Annotated in this window: 22 protein-coding genes; 12 read left to right on the top strand and 10 right to left on the bottom strand. The window is 71.9% G+C overall.

Going from position 1 to position 23412, the window contains the following annotated elements:
• Nucleotides 1–20: 20 nt before the first annotated feature.
• Nucleotides 21–461, bottom strand: coding sequence for a DoxX-related protein (locus GA0070603_RS15895; RefSeq protein WP_091314098.1), 441 nt, complete (start codon nucleotides 459–461; stop codon nucleotides 21–23).
• Between the two features lie 88 nt (nucleotides 462–549).
• Here GA0070603_RS15895 and GA0070603_RS15890 point away from each other — a divergent pair, with 88 nt between their 5' ends.
• Entirely contained in the window at nucleotides 550–1098 is a 549-nt protein-coding gene (locus GA0070603_RS15890) for a TetR/AcrR family transcriptional regulator (protein ID WP_091314095.1), read from the top strand.
• Between the two features lie 37 nt (nucleotides 1099–1135).
• Here the strand turns inward: GA0070603_RS15890 and GA0070603_RS15885 are convergent, their stop codons facing one another.
• Complete coding sequence (locus GA0070603_RS15885; protein WP_091314091.1) at nucleotides 1136–2575, bottom strand: GuaB1 family IMP dehydrogenase-related protein; 1440 nt, start codon at nucleotides 2573–2575, stop codon at nucleotides 1136–1138.
• Nucleotides 2576–2656: 81 nt separating this feature from the next.
• Nucleotides 2657–4405 carry an acetyl/propionyl/methylcrotonyl-CoA carboxylase subunit alpha gene (locus GA0070603_RS15880; RefSeq protein WP_091314088.1) on the bottom strand — a complete coding sequence of 583 codons (1749 nt, stop codon included), beginning with the start codon at nucleotides 4403–4405 and terminating at the stop codon, nucleotides 2657–2659.
• Nucleotides 4406–4536: 131 nt separating this feature from the next.
• Here GA0070603_RS15880 and GA0070603_RS15875 point away from each other — a divergent pair, with 131 nt between their 5' ends.
• The 4 genes from GA0070603_RS15875 (at nucleotide 4537) to GA0070603_RS15860 (ending at nucleotide 8323) form a co-directional block, all read left to right on the top strand.
• Entirely contained in the window at nucleotides 4537–5136 is a 600-nt protein-coding gene (locus tag GA0070603_RS15875; protein WP_091314085.1) for a PadR family transcriptional regulator, read from the top strand.
• A 118-nt stretch (nucleotides 5137–5254) separates the two neighbouring features.
• A complete protein-coding gene (locus tag GA0070603_RS15870; protein WP_091314081.1) occupies nucleotides 5255–6214 on the top strand; it encodes an ATP-binding cassette domain-containing protein in 960 nt (319 codons plus the stop codon).
• 17 nt (nucleotides 6215–6231) lie between these two features.
• Nucleotides 6232–6987 (top strand): ABC transporter permease, encoded by a 756-nt coding sequence (locus GA0070603_RS15865; protein ID WP_091260395.1) that lies wholly within the window; start codon nucleotides 6232–6234, stop codon nucleotides 6985–6987.
• 64 nt (nucleotides 6988–7051) lie between these two features.
• Complete coding sequence (locus tag GA0070603_RS15860; RefSeq protein ID WP_091314078.1) at nucleotides 7052–8323, top strand: MFS transporter; 1272 nt, start codon at nucleotides 7052–7054, stop codon at nucleotides 8321–8323.
• A gap of 90 nt (nucleotides 8324–8413) precedes the next feature.
• Here the strand turns inward: GA0070603_RS15860 and GA0070603_RS15855 are convergent, their stop codons facing one another.
• The 5 genes from GA0070603_RS15855 to GA0070603_RS15830 all read right to left on the bottom strand — a co-directional run bounded on the left by GA0070603_RS15855 (nucleotide 8414) and on the right by GA0070603_RS15830 (nucleotide 12995).
• Nucleotides 8414–9067, bottom strand: a complete 654-nt coding sequence (locus GA0070603_RS15855) for an O-methyltransferase (RefSeq protein WP_091314075.1) — start codon at nucleotides 9065–9067, stop codon at nucleotides 8414–8416.
• A 9-nt stretch (nucleotides 9068–9076) separates the two neighbouring features.
• Entirely contained in the window at nucleotides 9077–9733 is a 657-nt protein-coding gene (locus GA0070603_RS15850) for a Maf family protein (RefSeq protein ID WP_091314071.1), read from the bottom strand.
• Nucleotides 9734–9743: 10 nt separating this feature from the next.
• Complete coding sequence (locus tag GA0070603_RS15845) at nucleotides 9744–10850, bottom strand: S8 family serine peptidase (RefSeq protein ID WP_425270505.1); 1107 nt, start codon at nucleotides 10848–10850, stop codon at nucleotides 9744–9746.
• A 1378-nt stretch (nucleotides 10851–12228) separates the two neighbouring features.
• On the bottom strand, nucleotides 12229–12681 hold the full coding sequence (locus tag GA0070603_RS15835) for a hypothetical protein (RefSeq protein WP_091314067.1): 453 nt from the start codon (nucleotides 12679–12681) through the stop codon (nucleotides 12229–12231).
• A gap of 101 nt (nucleotides 12682–12782) precedes the next feature.
• A complete protein-coding gene (locus GA0070603_RS15830) occupies nucleotides 12783–12995 on the bottom strand; it encodes an acyl-CoA carboxylase subunit epsilon (RefSeq protein WP_091314064.1) in 213 nt (70 codons plus the stop codon).
• A 92-nt stretch (nucleotides 12996–13087) separates the two neighbouring features.
• Here GA0070603_RS15830 and GA0070603_RS15825 point away from each other — a divergent pair, with 92 nt between their 5' ends.
• Together GA0070603_RS15825 and GA0070603_RS15820 are read left to right on the top strand one after the other, a co-directional pair.
• On the top strand, nucleotides 13088–15076 hold the full coding sequence (locus GA0070603_RS15825) for a serine/threonine-protein kinase (RefSeq protein ID WP_091314059.1): 1989 nt from the start codon (nucleotides 13088–13090) through the stop codon (nucleotides 15074–15076).
• A 1206-nt stretch (nucleotides 15077–16282) separates the two neighbouring features.
• Complete coding sequence (locus tag GA0070603_RS15820; protein ID WP_091314056.1) at nucleotides 16283–16513, top strand: hypothetical protein; 231 nt, start codon at nucleotides 16283–16285, stop codon at nucleotides 16511–16513.
• A gap of 96 nt (nucleotides 16514–16609) precedes the next feature.
• Here GA0070603_RS15820 and GA0070603_RS15815 read toward each other — a convergent pair whose 3' ends face one another.
• Nucleotides 16610–17362 (bottom strand): GH25 family lysozyme, encoded by a 753-nt coding sequence (locus GA0070603_RS15815; RefSeq protein WP_091314052.1) that lies wholly within the window; start codon nucleotides 17360–17362, stop codon nucleotides 16610–16612.
• A gap of 187 nt (nucleotides 17363–17549) precedes the next feature.
• Between GA0070603_RS15815 and GA0070603_RS15810 the strand changes: the two genes are divergently transcribed.
• The 4 genes from GA0070603_RS15810 to GA0070603_RS15795 are packed head-to-tail and all read left to right on the top strand — an operon-like array spanning nucleotide 17550 to nucleotide 20812.
• Nucleotides 17550–18293, top strand: coding sequence for a M50 family metallopeptidase (locus GA0070603_RS15810; RefSeq protein ID WP_091314048.1), 744 nt, complete (start codon nucleotides 17550–17552; stop codon nucleotides 18291–18293).
• A gap of 48 nt (nucleotides 18294–18341) precedes the next feature.
• A complete protein-coding gene (locus tag GA0070603_RS15805) occupies nucleotides 18342–19325 on the top strand; it encodes a ketopantoate reductase family protein (RefSeq protein ID WP_091314045.1) in 984 nt (327 codons plus the stop codon).
• A gap of 58 nt (nucleotides 19326–19383) precedes the next feature.
• The gene (locus GA0070603_RS15800; RefSeq protein ID WP_091314041.1) at nucleotides 19384–19884 is read left to right on the top strand and encodes an RNA polymerase sigma factor; all 501 of its coding nucleotides are present in this window, start codon (nucleotides 19384–19386) and stop codon (nucleotides 19882–19884) included.
• Nucleotides 19877–20812 carry a hypothetical protein gene (locus GA0070603_RS15795; RefSeq protein WP_091314038.1) on the top strand — a complete coding sequence of 312 codons (936 nt, stop codon included), beginning with the start codon at nucleotides 19877–19879 and terminating at the stop codon, nucleotides 20810–20812. Before GA0070603_RS15800 ends, GA0070603_RS15795 begins: the two co-directional genes overlap by 8 nt.
• A gap of 49 nt (nucleotides 20813–20861) precedes the next feature.
• Here GA0070603_RS15795 and GA0070603_RS15790 read toward each other — a convergent pair whose 3' ends face one another.
• Nucleotides 20862–22445 (bottom strand): acyl-CoA carboxylase subunit beta, encoded by a 1584-nt coding sequence (locus GA0070603_RS15790; RefSeq protein ID WP_091314036.1) that lies wholly within the window; start codon nucleotides 22443–22445, stop codon nucleotides 20862–20864.
• A 72-nt stretch (nucleotides 22446–22517) separates the two neighbouring features.
• Here GA0070603_RS15790 and GA0070603_RS15785 point away from each other — a divergent pair, with 72 nt between their 5' ends.
• Nucleotides 22518–23393: a biotin--[acetyl-CoA-carboxylase] ligase gene (locus GA0070603_RS15785; protein WP_091314033.1), complete on the top strand. Its 876-nt coding sequence runs from the start codon at nucleotides 22518–22520 to the stop codon at nucleotides 23391–23393.
• Nucleotides 23394–23412: the final 19 nt, after the last annotated feature.

Raw genomic sequence — 23412 nt, 5'->3', positions numbered from 1 at the left:
GCCCCAAACTATTTTCGCGGTCAGCCGAACACCACGGCCAGGGCGGCGGCGACGAAGACCACCTGGAGGGCCGTCCGGACGCCGACCGGGGTGACCGGGCGCCCGGCGAGGGTGAGCCCGCGACGCGCGGCCGAGACGTTGGCCGGGAACATGGCCAGCATGAGCAGCGCCAGGCCGGCGGCCGCGGCCCGCGCGGTGGCCGGCAGGAGCAGCCCGAGCGCGCCGGCCAGTTCGAGGACCCCGGTCAGCGTGACCAGCAGGTCGGGCCGGGGCAGCCGTGGCGGCACCATGGCGATCAGGTCGGCGCGGCGGGACAGGAAGTGGGCCGAGCCGGTCAGCACGAACATCAGGGCCAGGCCGATCCGCAGGGCGGAGTGCCAGCCGTCGAGGGCGTCGACGCCGAGCAGGCCGGCGAGCCGGGCCGCGGCGGTGCCGGCGATGAGGGCGATCAGAGGTGCCATGGGTACGCCTTCCGAGGGGATCAACTTGTCATTGACAAGATTGCGCCGCGAAGAGCCATCTTGTCAATGACAAGTTAGAGTGGTGTGCATGACCCAGTCCCGCCCGTACCACCACGGGGACCTCCGCCGCGCCCTGCTCGACGCGGCGGTGGAGGTGATGGCCGAGTCCGGCCCGGCCGCGCTGAGCCTCCGCGACCTGGCCCGCCGGGCCGGCGTCTCGCACGCCGCCCCCGCCCACCACTTCGGCGACAAGGCGGGGCTGCTCACCGCGCTCGCCGCTCAGGGCTTCACGCTGCTGGCCGACGCCCTGGCGAACGCCGGCGACGATCTGATCGACACCGGGGTGGCGTACGTGGGGTTCGCGGTCCGGCACCGGGCCCACTTCGAGGTGATGTTCCGCCCCGACCTCTACCGGGCCGACGATCCCGAGGTGGTGGCCGCCCGGACCCGCGCCGGCGAACTGCTGCGCACCGGCGTGTCCCGGCGCACCGGCCGGGGGCCGGACGTCGACGCGCTGGCGGCGTGGTCGATCGTGCACGGCTTCGCGACGCTCTGGCTCTCCGGCGCTCTGCCGCCCCGGGTCGGCCCCGACCCGGAGGCCGCCGCCCGCACCGTGATCAGCGGGCTCTTCCCCTGACGGCCGGGCCCCTCGGCGCGGGACCCGGCCCCCGGGATCACCAGCTCGTCGGCAGGGGCATGCCCTCGGTGTAGCCGGCGGTGCTCTGCACGCCGACCAGGGCCCGCTCGTGGAACTCCTCCAGGTTGCGGGCGCCCGCGTACGTGAACGCGCTGCGCACGCCGGAGATGATCTCGTCGATCAGGTCCTCGACACCCGGACGGGTCGGGTCCAGGTACATCCGGGCCGAGGAGATGCCCTCCTCGAAGATCGCCTTCCGGGCCCGGTCGAAGGCGCTGTCCTCGGCGGTACGGGCGCTCACCGCGCGGGCCGAGGCCATGCCGAAGCTCTCCTTGTAGCGCCGGCCGTCCGCGTCGGTGTAGAGGTCGCCGGGGGACTCGTAGGTGCCGGCGAACCAGGAGCCGATCATCACGTTCGAGGCGCCCGCGGCGAGGGCCAGCGCCACGTCCCGCGGGTGGCGTACGCCGCCGTCGGCCCAGACGTGCCGGCCGAGCGAACGGGCCGCCGCGGCGCAGTCGAGCACCGCGGAGAACTGCGGGCGGCCCACGCCGGTCATCATCCGGGTGGTGCACATGGCGCCCGGGCCGACGCCGACCTTGATGATGTCCGCGCCCGCCTCGACCAGGTCGCGTACGCCGTCGGCCGTGACCACGTTGCCGGCCGCCACCGGCACCGCCGGGTCGAGCTTGCGGACCGCCCGCAGCGCCGAGATCATCCGCTCCTGGTGCCCGTGCGCGGTGTCCACCACGAGGGTGTCCACGCCGGCCTCCAGCAGGGCGGCCGCCTTGCCGGTCACGTCGCCGTTGATGCCCACCGCGGCGGCGACGCGCAGCCGGCCCCGGTCGTCGACGGCCGGCTTGTAGAGCGTGGCGCGCAGCGCGCCCGACCGGGTCAGCACCCCGACCAGGCGCCCCTCGGCGTCCACCACGGGGGCGAGCCGCCGCCGGCCCGCCGAGAGCCGGTCGAAGCCGGTACGCGGGTCCGCGTCCGCCGGCACGGTGTGCAGCTCGGTCGACATGACGTGCCGGAGCTGGGCGAAGCGGTCCACCCCGACGGTGTCGGCCTCGGTGACCACGCCGAGCGGCCGGCCGGCCTCGTCCACCACGACCACCGCGCCGTGCGACCGCTTCGGCAGCAGGTGGATGGCGTCGCCCACGGTGTCCGTGGGGCCGAGCGTGATCGCCGTGTCGTGCACCAGGTGCCGCTGCTTGACCCAGGCGACGACGTTCGCGACCACCTCGATGGGGATGTCCTGCGGGATCACCGCGATGGCGCCGCGCCGGGCGACCGTCTCGGCCATCCGGCGGCCGGCGACCGCTGTCATGTTCGACACCACCAGCGGGATGGTGGTGCCGGTGCCGTCGGCCGTGGCCAGGTCGACGTCGAGCCGGGAGCCCACCTCGGACCGGTTGGGCGCCATGAAGACGTCGTTGTAGGTCAGGTCGTGCGCGGGAACCGCGCCATGAAGGAACCGCACCCGGCCATCATTCCCGCTCGCGGCCGGTCCCGCCGCCGCTGGTGGCCCAAACCACCCCGGCCGGCGGGACCGCCGCGGACGTCAGGCGATGGTGCAGATCGCCGCGCCGGCCGTGATCACGGCACCGACCTCCGCCGACAGGCCGCTCACCGTGCCGGCCTTGTGGGCGTGCAGGGGCTGCTCCATCTTCATGGCCTCCAGGACCACCACGAGGTCGCCCTCGGCGACGGTGTCCCCGTCCGCCACGGCGATCTTGACGATGGTGCCCTGCATGGGCGAGGCGAGCGTGTCGCCGCCGGCCGCCGCGCCGGCCTTGGCGCCGCCGCCCCGGCGGGCCGGCTTCTTCGCGGCGGGCGCGGCTGCCGCCGTACCCGCGCCGAGGCCGGCCGGGAGGGTGACCTCCAGCCGCTTGCCGCCCACCTCGACCACGACGGTCTCGCGCTCGGCCGGGCCCTCGGCGGCGCCGGCGGCGGTGAAGGCCGGGACGGTGTTGTCCCACTCGGTCTCGATCCACCGGGTGTGCACGGTGAACGGCTCGGCGGTGAACGCCTCGTCGCGCACCACCAGGCGGTGGAAGGGCAGCGCCGTCGCCATGCCCTCGACGACCATCTCGTCCAGCGCGCGGCGCGCCCGCTCCAGCGCCTCGGTGCGGGTCTCCCCACTGATGATCACCTTGGCCAGCAGCGAGTCGAAGTTGCCGCCGATCACGTCGCCGGCCGCGACGCCCGTGTCCACCCGCACGCCCGGCCCGGTGGGCAGCCGCAGCGCGGTGATGGTGCCCGGGGCGGGCAGGAAGTTGCGGCCCGGGTCCTCGCCGTTGATCCGGAACTCGATCGAGTGCCCGCGCGGGGCCGGGTCCTCGGTGAACCGCAGCTTCTCACCGTCGGCGATGCGGAACTGCTCGCGGACCAGGTCGATGCCGGAGGTCTCCTCGGTGACCGGGTGCTCGACCTGGAGCCGGGTGTTGACCTCCAGGAAGGAGATGGTGCCGTCCGCGCCGACCAGGTATTCCACGGTGCCGGCGCCGTGGTAGCCGGCCTCCCGGCAGATCGCCTTGGCGCTGTCGTGGATCTGCCGGCGCTGGGCCTCGGTGAGGAACGGCGCCGGGGCCTCCTCGACCAGCTTCTGGTGCCGGCGCTGGAGCGAGCAGTCCCGGGTGCCCACCACGATGACGTTGCCGTGCTGGTCGGCCAGCACCTGCGCCTCGACGTGGCGGGGCTTGTCCAGGTAGCGCTCGACGAAGCACTCGCCCCGGCCGAACGCGGCGACCGCCTCGCGGGTGGCCGACTCGAACAGGTGCGGGATCTCCTCCATGGTGCGGGCCACCTTGAGGCCGCGCCCGCCGCCGCCGAACGCCGCCTTGATGGCGACCGGCAGCCCGTGGTCGACGGCGAAGGCCATCACCTCGTCGGCGTTGCCGACCGGGTCCGGCGTGCCGGGGACCAGTGGCGCGCCGGCCCGCTGGGCGATGTGCCGGGCGGTCACCTTGTCGCCCAGGTCGCGGATGGCCTGCGGGGTGGGACCGATCCAGGTCAGCCCGGCGTCGATGACCGCCTGGGCGAAGTCGGCGTTCTCGGAGAGGAAGCCGTAGCCGGGATGCACCGCGTCGGCGCCGGCCCGCGCGGCCACGTCGATCAGCTTGTCGATCCGCAGGTAGCTGTCGGCCGCGGTGTCGCCGCCCAGGGCGTACGCCTCGTCGGCGAGGGTGGCGTGCAGGGCGTCCCGGTCGGAGTCCGCGTAGACGGCGACGCTCGCCAGGCCGGCGTCGCGGCAGGCGCGGATGACGCGGACGGCGATCTCGCCGCGGTTGGCGATGAGTACCTTGCGCACCTTGGTGGCTCCTCCCGAGGTCGTTGCCGGGAGTGTATCGGCCGGGGATTCGGCCCTAACGATCGCTCAGTGTGGGATGCCGCACTGTAGTCAAATTTGGCTATTACGCTTGCCCGGTGTCGGCAACGCGGATGATGATTCTCGGCCTGGTCAGGTGGATGCAGCCGGTGCACGGCTACGACGTGCGCCGTGAGCTGCTCAGTTGGAGCGCGGACAAGTGGGCCAACGTGCAGCCCGGTTCGATCTACCACGCGCTGCGCAAGCTCACCGACGAGGGACTGCTCCGGACGGTCTCCGTCGAGCAGGTCGGCGCCCGCCCCGCCCGCACCACGTACGAGGTGACGGCGAAGGGCGAGGAGGAGTTCGAGACCCTGCTGCGGGCGCAGTGGTGGCAGCTCAACGAGCCGCCGGACCCGTTCGTGGCGGCCTTCTCGTTCCTGCCCGCCATGCCTCGCGACGAGGCGGCGGCGGCCCTGCGCAACCGGGCGAACCTCCTGCGGGCGGGCGTCGAGTCGATGCGCGCCTCGCTGGACTCGGACTGGGTCCGCAACCGCAAGCCGGTGCACGTCGGCTGGATGTTCGAACTGTGGCTGGCCCGGGCCGAGGCGGAGATTGGCTGGTGCGAGCGGATCGCCGAGCGGATCGAGTCCGGAGTGTCGTACCTGCCTGCTGGGCTGGAGCAGGCCGAGGGGTGGTCGGGCTGGCGGGACGGCGCTCCCGACGCGGAATAATCAACGTTGACCACAAGAGCTATATCGCGTTAGTCTCTGCGCGAGCCGTGGGGGAGCCGTGCGTCCTCGCGGACCATCGACGGCCGGTCGCGTCCGGCCCGGAGGACCAGGAGCAGACATGATCGAGACCAGGGGGCTGCGGAAGTCGTTCCGCTCCCGCGCGGGTCGCGAGACGAAGACCGTGGACGCGGTCCGCGGCGTCAACCTCGAGGTGGCCGAGGGGGAGATCTTCGGCTTCCTCGGCCCCAACGGCGCCGGCAAGACCACCACCCTGCGGATGCTCGCCACCCTCATCGAGCCCGACGGCGGCGAGGCCACCATCGCCGGGGCCGACCTGCGCAAGGACCCGGCCGAGGTGCGCCGGCGGATCGGCTACGTGGCCCAGGGCGGCAGCACCTGGGACGAGTCCACCGCCCGCGAGGAACTGGTGCTGCACGCCCGGCTCTACGGCATCTCCAAGGCCGAGGCGCACCGCCGCGCCACCCGCGCCCTGGACGCCTTCCAGCTCAGCGAGTACGCCGACCGCAAGTGCAAGACCTACTCCGGCGGCCAGCGCCGCCGCGTCGAGATCGCGCTCGGCATCATCCACGAACCGAAGATCGTCTTCCTGGACGAGCCGACCACGGGCCTCGACCCGCAGAGCCGGGCCCACATGTGGGACGAGATCCGCCGGCTGCGCACCGAGGGGATGACAGTCTTCATCACCACGCACTACCTCGACGAGGCCGACGCGCTCTGCGACCGGATCGCGATCATGGATCACGGCGAGGTGGTCGCGGAGGGCACCCCGGCCGAGCTGAAGCGGGAGATCTCCGGTGAGGTCGTGCTGGTCGGCCTCGACGCCGCCACCACCCCGAAGGCCGCCGAACTGCTCGACACCGAGGCGTACGTCAGCAAGCTGGAGACCGTCGACGAGGGCGGCCTGCGGCTCTACGTCGAGGAGGGCGCCACCGCCATCCCGCAGGTGCTGCGCCGCCTCGACCACGCCGGGCTGGAGCTGCGCTCCATCGAGCTGCACCGTCCCAGCCTGGACGACGTCTTCCTCACCAAGACCGGCCGCTCGCTGCGCGAGTCCTGACCATCCGGAGAACTGTCATGAAACTCGCCCGCGACACCTGGCTGATCTTCCAGCGCCAGATCCAGCTGCTGCTGCGCAACCCCGTCTGGGTCTTCGTCGGCGTCTTCCAGCCGGTGATGTACCTGCTGCTCTTCGCCCCGCTGCTCAAGCCGGCGCTGAACGCGCCGACCCAGGCCGCCGCGTACAAGATCTTCGTGCCCGGCCTGCTGGTGCTGCTGGCCATCTTCGGTGGCCTGTTCCAGGGCTTCGGCCTGATCGCCGAGCTGCGCGCCGGGGTGATCGAACGGTCCCGGGTCACCCCGGTCAGCCGGCTCGCCCTGCTGCTCGGCCGCTCGCTGCGGGACGTCGTCTCGCTGATCGTGCAGGCAGTGATCATCACGCTGCTCGCGCTCCTGTTCGACCTGCGCGTCTTCATCGGCGACCTGCTGCTCGCGTACCTGATGCTGGCCCTCATCGCGCTCATGACCTCGGCCGTCTCGTACGGCGTGGCGCTCAAGGTCAAGAGCGAGGACGCGCTGGCCCCGCTCATGAACACCGTGGCCCAGCCGGTGCTGCTGCTCTCCGGCATCCTGCTGCCGCTGACCTTCGCCCCCGGCTGGCTCCAGGGCATCGCCGACTGGAACCCGTTCTCCTGGGCGGTCGACGGCACCCGGGCGCTCTTCGCCGGCGACCTGGGCAACGACAAGGTCTGGCAGGGGCTGACCATCGTCGCGGTGCTCGCCGTCGCCGGGGTGGTCTGGGCCGCCCGGCAGTTCGCCCGCAGCGTCCGCTGAGCAGGACGAGAGCTGCCTCTCATCCGGGGCGGGGCGCCGGCCGTGCGCGCGTAGCGTAAGGCCAGTGCCCCGCCTCACCCGTGACCGGACGACCTGGCTGACCTACTCCCAGCTGGGACTGTGGGGCTTCTTCCTCTACGGGTTCGGCCCCGTCGTACCGCTGCTCCGGGACGAACAGGGCACCAGCGCCGCCGTCGCCGGCCTGCACAGCACCGGCATCGCGGTCGGCGCGCTGGCCGGCGGCGCGCTGTTCGCGCCGGCCGCCCGCCGCCTCGGCCGCGGCCCCGCCATCTGGCTCGGGCTGGCCGGCGTGGCCGCCGGCGTCACCGCCCTCGGCCTGCTCCGCCCGCTGCCCGCCACCATCGCCGCCGTCGCGGTCATCGCCACCTTCGGCATGATGGTGATCAGCGGAATCAACGTCGTGCTCACCGCCCACCACGGGCCCGGCGCGCCGGCCGCGCTCAGCGAGGCCAACGCCGCCTGCGCCGGCATGGGCATCCTCGCGCCGCTGGTCATCGGCGCGACCGTGGACGCCGGGCTCGGCTGGCGGCCGGTGATGGCCGTCGAGGTCGGGCTCATCACGCTTGTCGCCCTCGCCGCCCTGACCTTCCGGGTACGCCTACCGAAGGCCGCCCCCGCTGTCGCGGCTACCGGCGTCCCTGCTGGGCCGGCGCGGCCGATCTTGGACACTCACCGTTCGTCTCGAACGGAAACTGTCCAGGATTCCCGGCAACGTGCGGGGCTGCCGCGGGCGTACTGGATCGCCTGGGTGCTGATGTCGGTCACCGGCTCGATCGAGGTCTGCCTGTCGCTCTGGACCGCCGACGTGCTCCGTACCCACGCCGGGCTCGGCGCCGGCGGAGCCTCGGCGGCCGTCGCGGCGATCGTCTGCGGCATGTTCGTGGGCCGGCTGGCCGGCGGCCGGCTCGCGCTGCGCTGGCGGCCGGTGCCGCTGCTGCTCGCCGCGCTCACCGTCTCCCTGGCCGGGTTCGCGCTGTTCTGGTCGGCTCCGGTCGGCTGGCTGGCCGTCACCGGCCTGGTCGTGCTCGGGCTCGGCAACGCCCTGCACTACCCCCTGGCGATCTCCATCGCCCTCGCCGCGGCCGGGCCGGCCGCCGACAAGGCGGCCGGCTGGGCGTCGTACTCGATGGGTGTGGGTTTCGGGATCGCGCCGGTCGCGCTCGGGTGGGTGGCCGACGGCGTCGGCCCGCACCTGGCCTTCCTGCTCCTGCCGGGCTTCATCGCCGCGGCCATGCTGCTCACCGTGCGCCTCGGCCGCGCCCTGCGCCTGCCCGCACCCGGCGACGACCGCACCCCGGTTTCGGCCGCCGCCTGACCGGCGTGCTTGGTCCGTCTCCGCTCGCCGGCTCCCCGGTCCGACGGGCGTGTCCGGCGCAGGCGGGCACCGCCACCTCGGCGTAGTGGTTCAGAGCACCCGGGCCAGGGTCACGCCGTCGGCGATGGGCAGCATGACGACCTCGACGCGGACGTCGGCGAGGATCTCGTCGTTGAAGGCGGCGATGGCGCGGTCGTCGGCGTTCTGCGGGGCGAGCACCCGACCGCCGCGGAGCGTGTTGTCCACGGCGATCACCGCGCCCGGGCGCATCCGGGGCACCAGCTCGTCCCAGTAGACCGGGTAGCCGACCTTGTCGGCGTCGATGAACGCCAGGTCCAGGTAGCGCTCCTGCGGCAACTGGCGCAGCGTCTCCGCGGCCGGACCGATCCGCAGCTCGATCCGGTCCTGCACGCCGGCCCGGGTCCAGTAGCGCCGGGCCACGCCCGTGTACTCCTCCGAGATGTCGAAGCAGGTCAGACGGCCGCCCTCGGCCAGGCCCCGGGCGATGGCCAGCGAGGAGAGCCCGGTGAACGTGCCCACCTCCACCGCCTGCCGCACGCCGAGCAGCCGGGTCAGGAAGGTCAGGAACGCGGCCTGCTCCGGCGCGACCTGCATGTCCGCCTGGGCGGGAAGGGCGGCGCGGGTCTCCTCGGCCAGCTCCCGGACGATCTCGTCGGGGGCGGATCCGTGCGCCACGAGGTACGCGTGCAGTTCCGGGGTCAGCGGCAACGGCTTCGTGCTCATGATCGGACGTTAGCCGAGATGCTCGATCTCCTGGCCCCCGGGCGCGACCTTCGTCCACAGGTCGGTGATGTTCAGCCCCAACTCGGCGAGGAGACCGCGCAGCAGCGGCAGGGAGAGCCCCACCACGGTGCCCGGGTCGCCCTCGATGCCGGTCAGGAACGCCCCGCCCAGCCCGTCGATGGTGAACGCCCCGGCAACCGCCAGCGGCTCACCCGTCGCCACGTACGCGGCGATCTCCGCGTCGCTGATGTCGGCGAAGTGCACCGTCGTCGAGGCCACCGCCTCCGCGCGGGACTCGTGCACCACGTCGATCAGACAGTGGCCGGTGTGCAGCACCCCGCTGCGCCCACGCATCCGCTCCCACCGCCGGGTGGCGTCCGCCGCGTCGGTCGGCTTGCCGAGAATCTCCCCGTCGAACGCCAGCACCGAATCACAGCCCAGCACCAGCGTCCGCTCGTCCGGGTTGGGACGCAGCCGGCCCAGCACCGCCTGCGCCTTCAGCCGGGCCAGCTCCAGGCACAGATCCTCGGCCCGATCGCTGACCACCTGCGACTCGTCCACGCCGCTCACCAGCACGTCGGGTTCGATCCCGGCGCCCTGGAGCAGCTTGCGGCGGGCGGGACTCTGCGAGGCGAGCACGAGGCGCAGCGGCACGGAGGTCAACACCCCACCGACGCTACCGGCTGATCCGCGGCGGCGGGTCGCCGGCACGTCGACGCCGGCGCCAGACCAGATAACCGCCGCCCGCCGCGAGCAGCACGCCCAACGTGGCCAGGCCGCGGGCCGTCGAGTTGTCGCCGCTGCTGCCGTGGGCCGCCGTCGAGGCGGGCGCCGTTACCGACGGCGATTCGAAGCCGAGCGGAGGGACGTCGGCGGTGAGGGCCGCGACGAGGTCGATGACGCCGTAGCCGTACTCGTCGTCGCGGCCTGGTGGGCCCTTGTCGATCGCGGTGGCGGTCAGGCGGTGAGCGACCTCCTGCGCGGGGAGATCGGGATACTTGGAACGGATCAAGGCGGCAGCTCCGGCGACGATCGCGGTGGCATCGGAGGTACCGGTGCCGACGCGATAACCGCCGTTGAGCCCAGTGCTGTAGATGTCCACCGCCGGCGCCACCACGTCGATCTCTGGACCGCTGACGGAGACAGCCGCGTGGTTCCCGCGTCTGTCGACACCCCCGACTGCGATAACGCCCGGTTCACTAGCGGGATAGCCCACGAGTGATGACCTCGTTGTATTGCCAGCTCCGGCTACAACGATGATGTCTGATTGCAGCGCGGTTCTGATAGCTCGTTGAAGCCGTGCATCCGCCCCGCCGGCGGCGGATATGCTGATTACACCAACGTGGCGCGATACTGCAATCTCAACGCTCTCGGCGAGTGCCTCTGAGCTTCCATCTTCGTGAGGTGGCGACGCGTAAATAGGCATTATTTTTGCCCTCGGTGCGATGCCAAGGGCTCCCTCCCCAGCGCCGTGGCCATGGGCGGCGATTAACCCGGCCATCCCGGTGCCATGCCCATCCTCGTCACGCTGGCCGTTCCCAACTCCTCCTGAAATTACGTCGACTCCAGATAGGAGGTTCTTCCGTAAGTCGGGATGCGAATCTACTCCACTGTCGGGCACGGCAACTACAACTCCAGCGCCCTCGGTTATGGCATGTGCTTCCCTTACCTTCAGATATTCGAGGTGCCATTGAGTTTCTGTGCCCAAATCGGCGGTAGACGGGCTTGGCGCGATAAGAATCGTTGCTGCAAGTCCAGTCGCTGTGCTAACAACGCGGCGCAACAGCGCCTTCACCTGTTGAATCCGATTGCCGGCCCTGGATCAATCGGCCCCTCTTCGTCCGGCGAGCGGACGACAGGATCAACTCCTTCGTCCGTCTTCCATGGATCATGGGGATCCCAATCACCTCCCCTATTTTTGTCGCCTGAACTCCTTGCGAGACGGCTCGTCGGCCCAAACGAGTTGGTTCCGGTTGCGCCGGGGCTGCCGCCTATCGGAGGGAGGCTGCCTAGGTTTCCGTGTGGGGAGTATCGACCTGTGCCTGGCCGGCTACCTGCAGCGCCACTTGGGGCTGTGCCGGCAGCTCCACCGCCGATCACGCCGCCTACGGGATTGACTCGACGAGGTGAAGTTCCACCCGTCGGTTGGCTCCACCCGGACTGAGGACCGCTACCAATTAGGCCGCCAAACGGCACCGAGCGCGAGGGAGGGGTGGGAGATGTAGATCGGCCCCCTCCGCCGCCACGCGTCACCTCGCCTCGAGGAAGTCCTGACGCCGGAAGCGCCCTCGGCGCACCCGGTACTGGAGGCAGTGCTCCGTTGACACCAACTCCTGATTGGAAGCTCGGAGGAAGCGGGGGAGTTGCCGCGGTGTTTTGCTGCGGTGCCGGGACCAGGCCACTGCCTGTTCCGCCTAGAATCGGACCACCGCTCGGCGCCTGAGGCATCGGCGTCGACCCTGCCGTCGCCCGAGGACGCGTCGCAAAAGATGCCTTTTCAATCGATAGCGGCACAGGGGCAATTGGCGGAATCAGCGGTGCGGAGCCATCTGTGTCTGGCTGCCGCGTGGGCTCGTCGACCTTCGGGACTCGTCTGGGCGGGGGTTGGCGGAGCATGACTTGGGCTTGTTGGAGTTCGCTGCTCAATCCCGTCATCAACCCGCGAGCGCGGACGTTCAGCTGCTCCAGTTCGTCATCCGTCACGGGAGGCTTCTCCGGCAGCCGGCTCCCCGCCACGGCCTTCGGGTCGGCGACGATCGTCTCGTACGCCCGCTTCTGCCGCAGCTTCTCCGCGTACTCGTCATGAAGCGGTTGTAGTTCGGCCCGGGTGCTGCCGATGGCGCGGGTGGCGGCGGCGAGCGCGTCGTAGTTCGCGGCGGCGGCGTCGTGGGTGCGTTGCACCTGGTCGATGAGCTGGTCGAGTTCCCCGAGGTACGCCCGCGCGGCCGCGTTGGTCTCCGGTGGCCACGCCTCGGCGAGCCCGCGCCGGTATTCGCGCAGCCTGCCGAGGTGGGCGAGGGCGAGGTCGCAGACCTTGCGCCAGCCGGCGACCTGCTTCCACTGGCCGGTGGTGTCCTGGTCCTGGAGGCACGCCCACATGCTGAGCACGTCCATGAGCCGCCAGTCGGTGAGCCCGGAGGTGCGCCCGCTGCCCCGTTCGATCACGGCAGGACCACCCGCCCCTGCTCGGGGGCGGTCGGATCGGTGAGTGGCGGCACGGGGCGGGCCGCTGCGGTGGACGGCGCGGCGAGGGCGCGTTCCACGTCGGCGACGCGGGCCGAGGAGAACGCGTCGGAGTCGCCGTATCTGGTGGCGATGTGGGCGGCGGCCCCGGCCAGCCGCCCGGTGGCCGGGGCCAGGTCCCACACCATGCTGACCGTGGCCTGCTGGGTCTCGTGGTGGGCCTGGAGGAACTGGACCAGTTCGACGAACGCGTCGGCGGGGTTGGGGACCGGGGCCTTCATGTCGTCCGCGATGTACGACAGGTGGGGGGCGTAGTTGCGGGTCACCTCGTCCTGGAGCCGTTCGGCGAACTCGCGCATCCGTCGGATGTCGGCCTCGATGCCGCCGTAGTCACGCAGCCAGCCGGCCGGCTGGTTGTCCTCCGGGATCATCGACCCTCCCTGCCCGTCACCACACGGTTTCCCTCAGTGAGGTTAATGGCTCGTCGCGGATCCCGGCAGTCCTGATGCGCGGCCGGCGTACCCGGGAAGGGTCAGCGGGGGAGGCCGGAGGCGCGCCACGCGCCGGGGCCGGCTACCGGCGCCGCGCCGGCCGGCCGGGCGCTGCGCGCCCACTGGGACACGGCGGCCGGCGCGGTGGGCGCGGCCGGTCGGGTCCGCACCATGATCGCGCCGACCAGGGCGGCCAGTTCCTCGGCGGTGGGCACGCCGCGGACGATCCGGAACAGCGGCTCTTCGGCAGACATGCCGACAGGGTACGCGTCCAGAACTTGACCTTCACCGCACAGTGGCGTGCCGCCGGTGTACGCGTCGCGCCTGCCGGGTACGGTCTCAGGCGATGTCTAACGCGCTTCCCCAACTCGTCGCCGACCGGTACCGGCTCATCTCGCCGCTCGGCCAGGGCGGCATGGGTCGGGTGTGGAAGGCGCGCGACGAGGTCCTGCACCGCGACGTGGCGATCAAGGAACTCGTTCCGCCGCCCAGCCTCACCCCGGAGGAGCGCCGCGAGATGCGGGAACGCTCGTTGCGGGAGGCCCGGGCGATCGCCCGGCTCAACAACATCAACGTGGTCCGCATCTTCGACGTGCTGCGCACCGACGGCGATCCGTGGATCGTCATGGAGTACGTGGCGTCGAAGTCCTTGCAGGACACCATTGCCGAGGACGGCCCGGTCTCGCCGGCGAAGGCCGTGGAGATCGGTCTGGGCGTGCTGGGCGCGCTGAAGGCCGCCCACAAGGCCGGCATCATGCACCGCGACGTGAAGCCGGGCAACGTGCTGCTCGGCAACGACGGCCGCGTGGTGCTCACCGACTTCGGCCTGGCCACGATCCCGGGCGACCCGAACGTGACCCGCACCGGCATGGTGCTCGGCTCGCCCGCGTACATCGCGCCGGAACGGGCGAAGGACGGCACGGCCGGGCCGGAGGCCGACCTCTGGTCGCTGGGCGCCACGCTCTACGCCGCCGTGGAGGGCAAGTCGCCCTACGCGCGGCCCTCCGCGATCGCCACGCTGGCCGCGCTCGCCACCGAGCCGCTGCCGCCGCCGAAGAACGCCGGGCCGCTGAAGCCGGTGCTCCAGGGCCTGCTGCGCAAGGACCCGGAGGAGCGGATCACCGCCGAGGTCGCGGAGCGCATGTTGCGCAAGGCCGCGGGGCGGCGGGCCAAGGGCATCTCGCTGCTCGACGGCGTACGCCGGCCGGGGCCGAACGGTCCGCGCGGGCCGCGCCCGCCGCTGGTGCCGGCGCCGCGCCCGGCCGACGACCAGGCCGAGTCGCCGGTGACCCCGGCGCCGCGCAAGCCCGACGGGGGTACGGCCGCGGCCGCCGCCGCGGGTGCCGCGGGGATCGCCGGCGCCACCGCCAGGGTGCCGGCCGGCGCGGACGCGGCGCCCACCGCGAAGGTGGCCCCGCCGGTGGCCGAGCCGACCACGAAGCTCGACGCCGGGCCGGTGGTCGACGACACCCGGGTGGACGGTCCCGACCCGGCCCTGGACGAGACGCGGCTGGACGGCGAGCCGGTGGTGGAGCCGCCGGCCCCGCCGAGGAACCCCACGTCGGTGCTGGCCGAGCCGGTCAGCCCGGCGCCGTCGACCGGCCGGGCGGCGGTCATCCCGGGCACGAAGCCCGAGCGCAACAGGCGCAACCTGCTGATCGGCGCCCTGGTCGCGGTGCTGCTGGTCGGCCTGGCGGTGGCCGTGCCACTGCTCAACTCCGGTGACGACGACCCGAAGGGCGGGCAGCAGGCCGCCGCCACCTCGTCGGCCGCGGCCCCGCCCGCGCCGCAGACCAGCGGCGCCGCGCCGACCTCGGCCGCGCCGAGCGACGCGGTGCCCAGCGCCACCCCGTCGGCGTCCGCGTCGCCGTCACCCACGGGCTTCGTGCTGCCGGCCGGGTGGAGTCTCTACGAGGGCCCCATCGGCTTCAAGGTGCCGATCCCGAACGGGTGGAAGGCGCGGGTTCGCTCGTCCGACAACTCGGTGGTGCTCTACGAGGTGGGTGGCACGAACCGGGTACTGCTCATCCAGTGGACGAACTCGCCGGAGAAGGACGCGTACGCCGACTGGAAGAGCAAGGAGCCGGACCGCCGGAGCCGGGTGACCGCGTACCAGTACGTCAGCATCAACCGTTGCGACTGGTACCGGACCTGCGCCGACTGGGACTGGCTGGAGACGCGCGACAGCGGAACCCGCTTCCACGTGCGCAACCGGGGTGTCGCCACCGCCAGCAACCGGGGCTACGCCCTGCGCTGGGAGGTCCCGGCGAGCGCCTGGGACGCCAACCTGGCCAACTGGGAGATCATCATCAAGGGCTTCCAGCCTGATAGGTGAATTGACTCTGAGTCGTAAGACCGGACGGCAAAGTGGTGTCAGTAAGAGGCGAGACTGTCATACAACTGTCCCGTGACTGCGATGGTGCCATCCCGTCACGACAACTGGTGGCCTGCCGCCGCGTCGCCCAAGTCGAAGCCTCGGCCGAGGGTAGCTGTGGAACATGTCGGAATCGTAGAGATTACTGACGGTAATCCGACGAACGACGTACGCTCGCTATCGCCGATTAGCAGTTGGAGTTGAATTAGGGGCACAATTTAGGGCTGCCGTAATTTACAAGTAGAGTGTCACTAACCCACCCGTAAAGCTGGCCGTCCCTGTGGACCATCGTCCATGTCGATAACGTAACGCCGTTCGCGGTGACTGTGTCACCTCGGGTGTAGCAATAGTACGTTACGTAGGTACTTCTCTGGCCCAGTCCACGGCTGCTACACGAGGTATGAGGGCCGGTGCGGAAGTTGACGTTACTACCGTTGACGAGATACCCCGACGTGCCGTCAACCAATGTAGCAATGTGGCTGGTGCAGTTCGCGCTAGCTGAGGTTTGGGTGCTGACGATCATCACGCCAGTCAAGCTTGCCGCTAGGGCGACAGTGGATGCGATGAACTTCCGGGCTCTCATGTGGATGTGACCCCCGCTGCTGTCGACTTTCCATGGCAGCCGATGGCTGCCCTAACGGAAGTGACGTTACTCGATCTAAGGCATAAGTCAATATCTATTTGGCCGAAGCGAGAAAATGTCGGCCCCCGCTGGATGTCCCCTAGCTTGAGTTGCCCCTGTCGTCAATGGCTGAGGGGCGAGGGGGCGCCCGCAGATGTGTCCTCCCGGCCGTTGTTTCCACACTTCGGCAGCCTGTTGGGGCTGGGCGGCCCCAACCGGTTGCGGGCCCATCACCCGTTTGAGGTCCCTGCTGGATCAGCCGTGCATCTTGGGGGTGGCGGTCGTACGGGGCCTGCCAGTGCGACGGGATGGGGCCGTGCCACGGTGCACGGCCCGATCGGGGCGCCTGTTTTGCGATTGCACCTGGCGGCTGGAAGGTGCCGGTGAGGACTGGGCGATCAGCGTGCCGCCCCCGGCATCATCACGAAGGGCTTCCAGTCCGATCGGGCGAGCTGACCCGGCGAATCCCGCCGTTGCGAAACTGACTCGCATGGCCTTCCGTCCTCGGGGGTATTGAGACCCGCGACGACGGAAGGAGGTACGACATGGGTTACCGACACAAGGACACCGGCCCCCGGCTGGCACTGTGGATGCTGGTCGCGCTCGGGGACGTGGTCCTGCTGCTGGTGAGCGCCGGCCTGTCCGCGCCGGTCGCGGTGCTCGGTGTCGTCGCCCTCACCGTCGCGGGGGTGGCGACGTGGCGACTGGCCCGCCGGACCACCCTGGCCGGTCGGGGCGCCGTCCCCGTGCCGGTCGCCTCGCGACGCAGGGCGTGACCCCGGGCAGTACGACGACAGTGGCGGCAGCCGGACCAGCTATCGACCTCGGTCGTAGCCAATCCCGCTGCCGCCGACTGGCGACCGGGGAACCGGTCAGGTGTTGTTGGCCAGGGCGATCAGCCGGGTCCGGTCACCGTTCCAGTAGTTGCGGTCGACGTTGCCGCTGATCCCGGAGACGCTGCCGGTGCTGGTGTACTGCCAGAAGCTCCAGAACGGGGCGCCGGCCGGCAGGGTGCCCACCGTGCTGGACCACCGGGCGATCCACAGCGGGTGGTTGGCCCACGGGGCGGTCCAGCTGCCGGTGCACTGGTTCCACCAGCTGGTGGTGGTGTAGATGACCGCGTACCGGCCGGTGCGGGACCGGTAGGTGTTGAGGAAGTCCTGGACCCAGTTGCGCATGCCGGTCGTGGTCAGGCCGTAGCAGTAGCCGCCGCTGTACGGGTTGGCCTCGAGGTCGAGCGCGGCCGGGAGGGTGCGGCTGTCGGCCGACCAGGCGCCGCCGTTGCTGGCCAGGTAGCCGGCCTGGGTGGCGCCGGAGGAGATGTTCGGCCGCGCGAAGTGGTACGCCCCGCGGATGACCCCGGCGTTGTAGGCGTTGACGTAGTTCGTGTTGAAGTTCGGGTCCTTGTAGCTCGTGCCCTCGGTCGCCTTGATGAAGGCGAACTGGATGCCGGCGTTCCGCACGCTGGTCCAGTTGATGGTGCCCTGGTAGCGCGAGACGTCGATGCCGGGGGTGGTGGCTGCGGCCGCCGGTCCGGCGGTCGCGACGAGGCCCGCCGCCGCGGTGGCGGCGACGGTCAGGGCGGCGGCGAGCAGCCGGCGCACGGAGAGTGTGGTACGAGCCATTGATGCCTCCAGGACGTCAAATGATTGACGCCTATCTTTGGAGGTAAGTGCCCTAGAGCGCAAGAGGGATTAAAGAATTTTTCATTGACGGCCGTCGTCGCCTCGGTGGCCGATACGGATCGATTCTGCGGTGCTGCGAGGCTGCGCCTCTCGAACGACACGGCTCAGGCCGGTAGGCTCCCCGCCCATGCCCCTGATCGACGGCCTGACCACCCTCTGGGACAAGCTGCTCAGCGCCCAGCCCGATCCGCCGCCGCTCCTGGTGTTGCTGACCGCCGCCGTCGCGCTGGTCGTGGTCGCCACCCGGCTGCCGTGGCGGATCGCCCGCAACGCGGTGACCATCGCCCACGAGGGGGGCCACGCGCTCATGGCCCTGCTCACCGGGCGGCGGCTGCGCGGCATCCGGCTGCACTCCGACACCTCCGGGCTCACCCTCTCCGCCGGCCGCCCCACCGGCCCGGGGATGATCCTCACCCTCCTGGCCGGGTACGTCGCCCCGTCGCTCATCGGTCTCGCCGGGGCGTGGCTGCTCGCCGGCAACCGGATCACCCTGCTGCTCTGGGTGGCCGTGGCGCTGCTGCTGGCCATGCTGGTGATGATCCGCAACGTCTTCGGCGTGCTGTCCCTGCTGGTCACCGGCGGCGTGGTGCTCGCCGTCTCCTGGTACGCCTCGCCGCAGGTCCAGGCGGCGTTCGCCTGGACGTCCGTCTGGTTCCTGCTCTTCGGCGGCGTCCGCCCGGTGATCGAGCTGCAACGGCTGCGCAGCCGGGGGCGGATGCCCGAGTCCGACGCGGACCAGCTCGCCCGCCTCACCCCCTTCCCGGCGCTGTTCTGGGTGACCGTGTTCCTGCTGGTCAGCCTGGCCGCGCTGGGCGCCGGCGCGCTGCTGCTCGCCGGCCCGATCCTCACCGACGCCGGGCTGACCATCTGAGCCGTGCCTCACCGCGCGGGAGCGCCGGGCCGGGGCAGAATCGGACGCATGCGATACGTGATCATCGGGGCGGGCGCGGTCGGCGGCACCATCGGCGTGCGGCTGGGGGAGGCCGGCCGCGACGTGACGCTGGTGGCCCGCGGCGCGCATCTGGACGCGCTCCGGGAGCGGGGCCTGACCCTCCGGACGCCGGACGGCACGGTCACCAGCCGGCTGCCCGCGGTGGCCGGGCCGGACGACCGACCCCTGCCGGCGGACACCGTGCTGGTGCTCACGGTCAAGTCCCAGGACACGGCGGCGGCCCTGGCGACCTGGGTCGACGCCCCCGTCCAGGGCGGCGGGACGGCGGGCGAGCGGCTGCCGATCGTGCTGGCCCAGAACGGTGTCGCCAACGAGCCGGCGGCGCTGCGGCTGTTCGCCCGGGTACACCCGGTCTGCGTCTGGCTGCCCGCCACCCACCTGGAACCCGGTGTGGTGGTGGCGAACGGGCACCCGCACCCGGGGATGCTGCACCTCGGCCGCTACCCGTCCGGCGCGGACGACACCAGCCGGGCGGTCGCCGCCGACCTGACCGCCGCCGGGTTCGTCGCCCCGGTCCGCGACGACGTGATGCGCTGGAAGTACGGCAAGCTCCTCGGCAACCTGGGCAACGGGCTCCAGGCGCTGCTCGGCCCGGACGTACCGGAGCCGCTGGCCGCCCGGGTCCGCGCCGAGGGGGAGGAGGCGCTGGCCGCCGCCGGCATCCCGCACACGACGCGCGAGGAGGAGGCCGCCGAGCGGGGCGATCGGGTACGGCACCGGCCGGTCGACGGCGAGGAGCGCGCCGGTGGTTCCACCTGGCAGAGCCTGGCCCGGGGCGCCGGCTCCGCCGAGGCGGACCACCTGAACGGCGAAATCGTGCTGCTCGGCCGGCTGCACGGGGTGCCGACCCCGGCCAACGAGGCGGTCCAGGCCGCCGTCCGCCGAGCGGTCCGCGAGCGCATCCCGGCCGGCGGCTTCCCCCTCGCGGAGCTGGAGAAATTGGTCGGCTGACCGGGCAACCGCACCCCGCGCGCCAGGCGTGTCCCCTGCGAACACGGGGAGGTGACAGGTGCCCGACAGCGAGGGATTCGACGAGTTCTACCGCGGCAGCCGGCAACGACTGCTTGGTTTCGTCTACGTGCTCACCGGCAACCGGGCCGAGGCCCAGGACGCCGTGCAGGAGGCGTACATCAAGGCGTGGCAGCGCTGGTCGACGGTACGCGGGTACGACGACCCGGAGGCATGGGTGCGGGTGGTGGCCAGCCGGATCGCGGTGAGCCGCTGGCGCAGCCTGCGCAGCCGGGCCCGTGCCTACCTGCGTCACGGGGCGGAGGAGAGCTTCCCCGCCCCGACCACCGACACGGTCGAGGTGGTGGCCGCGCTGCGCCGGCTCCCCGAGGAGCAGCGCACCGCCATCGCGCTCTACTACCTGCTCGGCATGCCGGTCGCCGAGGTGGCCCGGCAGACCGAGGCGCCGGTCGGCACGGTCAAGGCGCGGCTTTCCCGGGGGCGCACCGCGCTCGCCGGACTGCTCGCGGTCGTGGATCTGGAGGAGGCGGCCGATGCGTGACGATGACCTGACCTTCGTCGAGCTGGTGCAGCGGGACCTGCGCGACGTCCGCTGGGCCGAGCCGGCCGAGCTCCGGGCCCGAGGCCGACGGCGCAGCCGGCGTACGGCAGCGGTGGCGACGGCGGTGGCCGCGCTCCTCGTGGCGTCGGCCACCACCGTGGTGGCCGGTGGCCGAAGCGGCGGCCCGACGGACACGGTGGTGACCGGCGCCGGGGCCGGCAGTCCGACGAGCGCACCGGTGGCCTCTCCGGCGCCGTCCGGGCGCGCCGAGATCCCCGAGGCGGTGCTGCTGGAGCCGCGCGACCTCACGCTGAAGACGGGGGCGCGGCTCGGCGACGTCGGCCTGCTGGAGCCGGTGCGGGTCGACGGGCAATTGGAGTCCTGCGCCCACCAGCAGGGGATCTACCTCCAGTCGACCGTCTCCCGCTACTCCCGTTCCCGGGTGCTGCTGCGGCCCGTGGCGGAGGCGTCCGACGGTGTCCCCCCGGTGCTCAGCCAGGACGTGTACCGGGTCGACCCGCCGTGGGGCATGGGCCTCTTCGGGGACATCGACCGGATGGTGCAGGTCTGCCCGACGTGGCGGACCAGTTCGCTCCTGACGCTGACCGGCCGGACGGTGTCGGCGGAGACCGAGCACCGGTGGGAGCCCGCCGTCACCGGCTTCGCCGGCGACCAGTCGGTGATGCTGCGGCACGTCACGGGCCAGGCCCGCGACCGGAGTGGCGGGAAGGCGGTCGGTCCGGCGGCGTCGATCGACGTCACGCTGGTGATCCGGGTCGGCGACCTGGTGACCGTGATCGTGCCCGGCCCGGGCACGATCGAGGACCGGGTCGACGGCAGCGGGCCGGGGCTGAGCTACGCCCAGCTCGAGTCACTCGGGAGGGTGGCCGCCCGGCGGCTGTGCGGGGCGGCGAACCCCGGCTGCTGACGCGCCGAGGCCCCCGCCGGACGTCCGGCGGGGGCCTCGGCAGCGCGTGCTACAGGGGGATGTTGCCGTGCTTCTTCGGCGGCATCGTCTCGCGCTTGGTGCGCAGCACCCGCAACGCCCGCACGACCTGCGTACGCGTCTCGTGCGGCGGGATCACCCCGTCGACGTACCCGCGCTCGGCGGCGATGTACGGGTTGGCCAGAGTGTCCTCGTACTCGGCGATCTTCTCGGCCCGGACGGCGGCCGGGTCCTCGGCGTTCGCCAGCTCCGAGCGGTAGAGGATGTTCACCGCGCCCTGCGCCCCCATCACCGCGATCTGGGCGGTCGGCCAGGCGAAGTTCAGGTCCGCGCCGAGGTGCTTGGAGCCCATCACGTCGTACGCCCCGCCGTACGCCTTGCGGGTGATGACGGTGACCTTCGGGACGGTGGCCTCGGCGTACGCGTAGATGAGCTTCGCGCCGCGGCGGATGATGCCGTCCCACTCCTGCCCGGTGCCGGGGAGGAAGCCGGGGACGTCCACGAAGGTCAGCACCGGGATGTTGAACGCGTCGCAGGTGCGCACGAACCGGGCGGCCTTCTCCGAGGCGGCGATGTCGAGGGTGCCGGCGAAGTGCATGGGCTGGTTGGCGACCACGCCCACCGGGCGCCCCTCGACGCGGCCGAAGCCCACCACGAGGTTCTGCGCGTAGAGCGGCTGGACCTCCAGGAACTCGCCGTCGTCGAGGACGTGCTCGATGACCCGGTGCATGTCGTACGGCTGGTTGGCCGAGTCCGGGATCAGCGTGTCCAGCTCGCGGTCCTCGTCGGTGATGTCGAGGATCGCCGGCGAGTCGAACACCACCGGCTCGTCCAGGTTGTTGGACGGCAGGTACGACAGCAGCGCCTTGACGTACTCGATCGCGTCCTCCTCGTCGGTGCCGAGGTAGTGCGCGTTGCCGCTGCGGGCGTTGTGGGTGCGGGCGCCGCCCAGCTCCTCCATGCCCACGTCCTCGCCGGTGACCGTCTTGATCACGTCGGGGCCGGTGATGAACATGTGCGAGGTCTGGTCGACCATCACGGTGAAGTCGGTGACCGCCGGGGAGTAGACCGCGCCACCGGCGCACGGACCCATGATCAGCGAGATCTGCGGGATGACGCCGCTGGCCCGCACGTTGCGGAAGAAGATCTCGCCGTAGAGGCCGAGCGAGGCGACGCCCTCCTGGATGCGCGCGCCGCCCGAGTCGTTGATGCCGACCACCGGGCAGCCGATCTTCATGGCCAGGTCCATCAGCTTGACGATCTTCTCGCCGAAGACCTCCCCGAGCGAGCCGCCGAAGACGGTGAAGTCCTGCGCGAAGACGCAGATCTGCCGGCCGTCCACCGTGCCGTAGCCGGTCACCACGCCGTCGCCGTACGGGCGGGTCTTCTCCAGCCCGAAGTTTGTCGAGCGGTGCCGGGCGAATTCGTCCAGCTCGACGAAGGAGCCCTCGTCGAGGAGCATCTCGATCCGCTCGCGAGCGGTCTTCTTGCCCCGCGCGTGCTGCTTCTCGACCGCGCGTGCCGACCCGGCGTGCACCGCCTCGTCGAGCCGTCGCTCCAGGTCCGCCAGCTTGCCGGCGGTCGTGTGGATGTTGATCCCGGTCTCGGTAGTCACCCGTGGAATATAACGATGGTTCAGGTGGGCGACGTTGTGCAGTGCGCCTCACCCGGGCCGTAGGCTGGCGGGATGCCCGGCTCGCCGTACACCGATCTGGACCGCCCACCGCTGTCCGCGGCCCGGCTGCGCCGCGCGCTGGTCGCGCCGCACGGGCCGTGGCGCCAACTGGAACTGCGGGCCGAGACCGGCTCGACAAACGCCGACGTGGTCGAGGCCGCGCGCGCCGGTGAGCCGGAGGGCCTGGTGGTGGTCGCCGAGCGGCAGACCGCCGGCCGGGGCCGGCGCGGCCGCGTCTGGCAGTCGCCGCCGCGGGCCGGCATCGCGACAAGCGTCCTGCTCCGGCCGGGTGAGGCCGTCCCGGAGCGCGGTTGGGCGCCCGTGCCACCGCAGGGGTACGGCTGGATGCCGCTGCTGGCCGGCGTCGCGCTGGTCGAGGCGGTGGCCCGCCTGGCCGAGCTGGACGCCCGGCTCAAGTGGCCGAACGACCTGCTGCTGGACGGCGCGAAGTGCGCGGGCGTGCTGGCCGAGGCGGTGCCCGGCCCGGCACCCGACCGGCCGCCGGCGATCGTGGTCGGCATCGGCCTGAACGTGACCCTGCGCGCCGACGAGCTGCCCGAGAACCCGACCGGGCTGCCGGCCACCTCGCTCCAGCTCGCCGGCGCCACCGCCACCGACCGCGACCCCCTGCTCCGGGCCCTGCTCCGGGCGCTCGCCGACTGGTACGAGCGCTGGCGCGACGCCGGCGGCGACGCGGTCGCCAGCGGCCTGCGGGACGCCTACCTGGCCGGCTGCGCCACGGTCGGCCGGCAGGTCCGGGTGCTGCTCCCCGACGGCCGGGAGGTGCGCGGCACCGCCACCGGTGTGGACCCCGACGGCCAACTCCTGGTCGACGCCCCCGAGGGCGAGCTGCGCCTCGCGGCCGGCGACGTGCTGCACTTGCGCTGAAGGAAGGGCCCCCTGTTAA

This window comes from Micromonospora chersina, from assembly GCF_900091475.1.
Classification (GTDB): domain Bacteria; phylum Actinomycetota; class Actinomycetes; order Mycobacteriales; family Micromonosporaceae; genus Micromonospora; species Micromonospora chersina.
The sequence above is the reverse complement of the archived record's forward strand: the minus strand, read 5'-3'. Positions and strand labels throughout refer to the sequence as shown.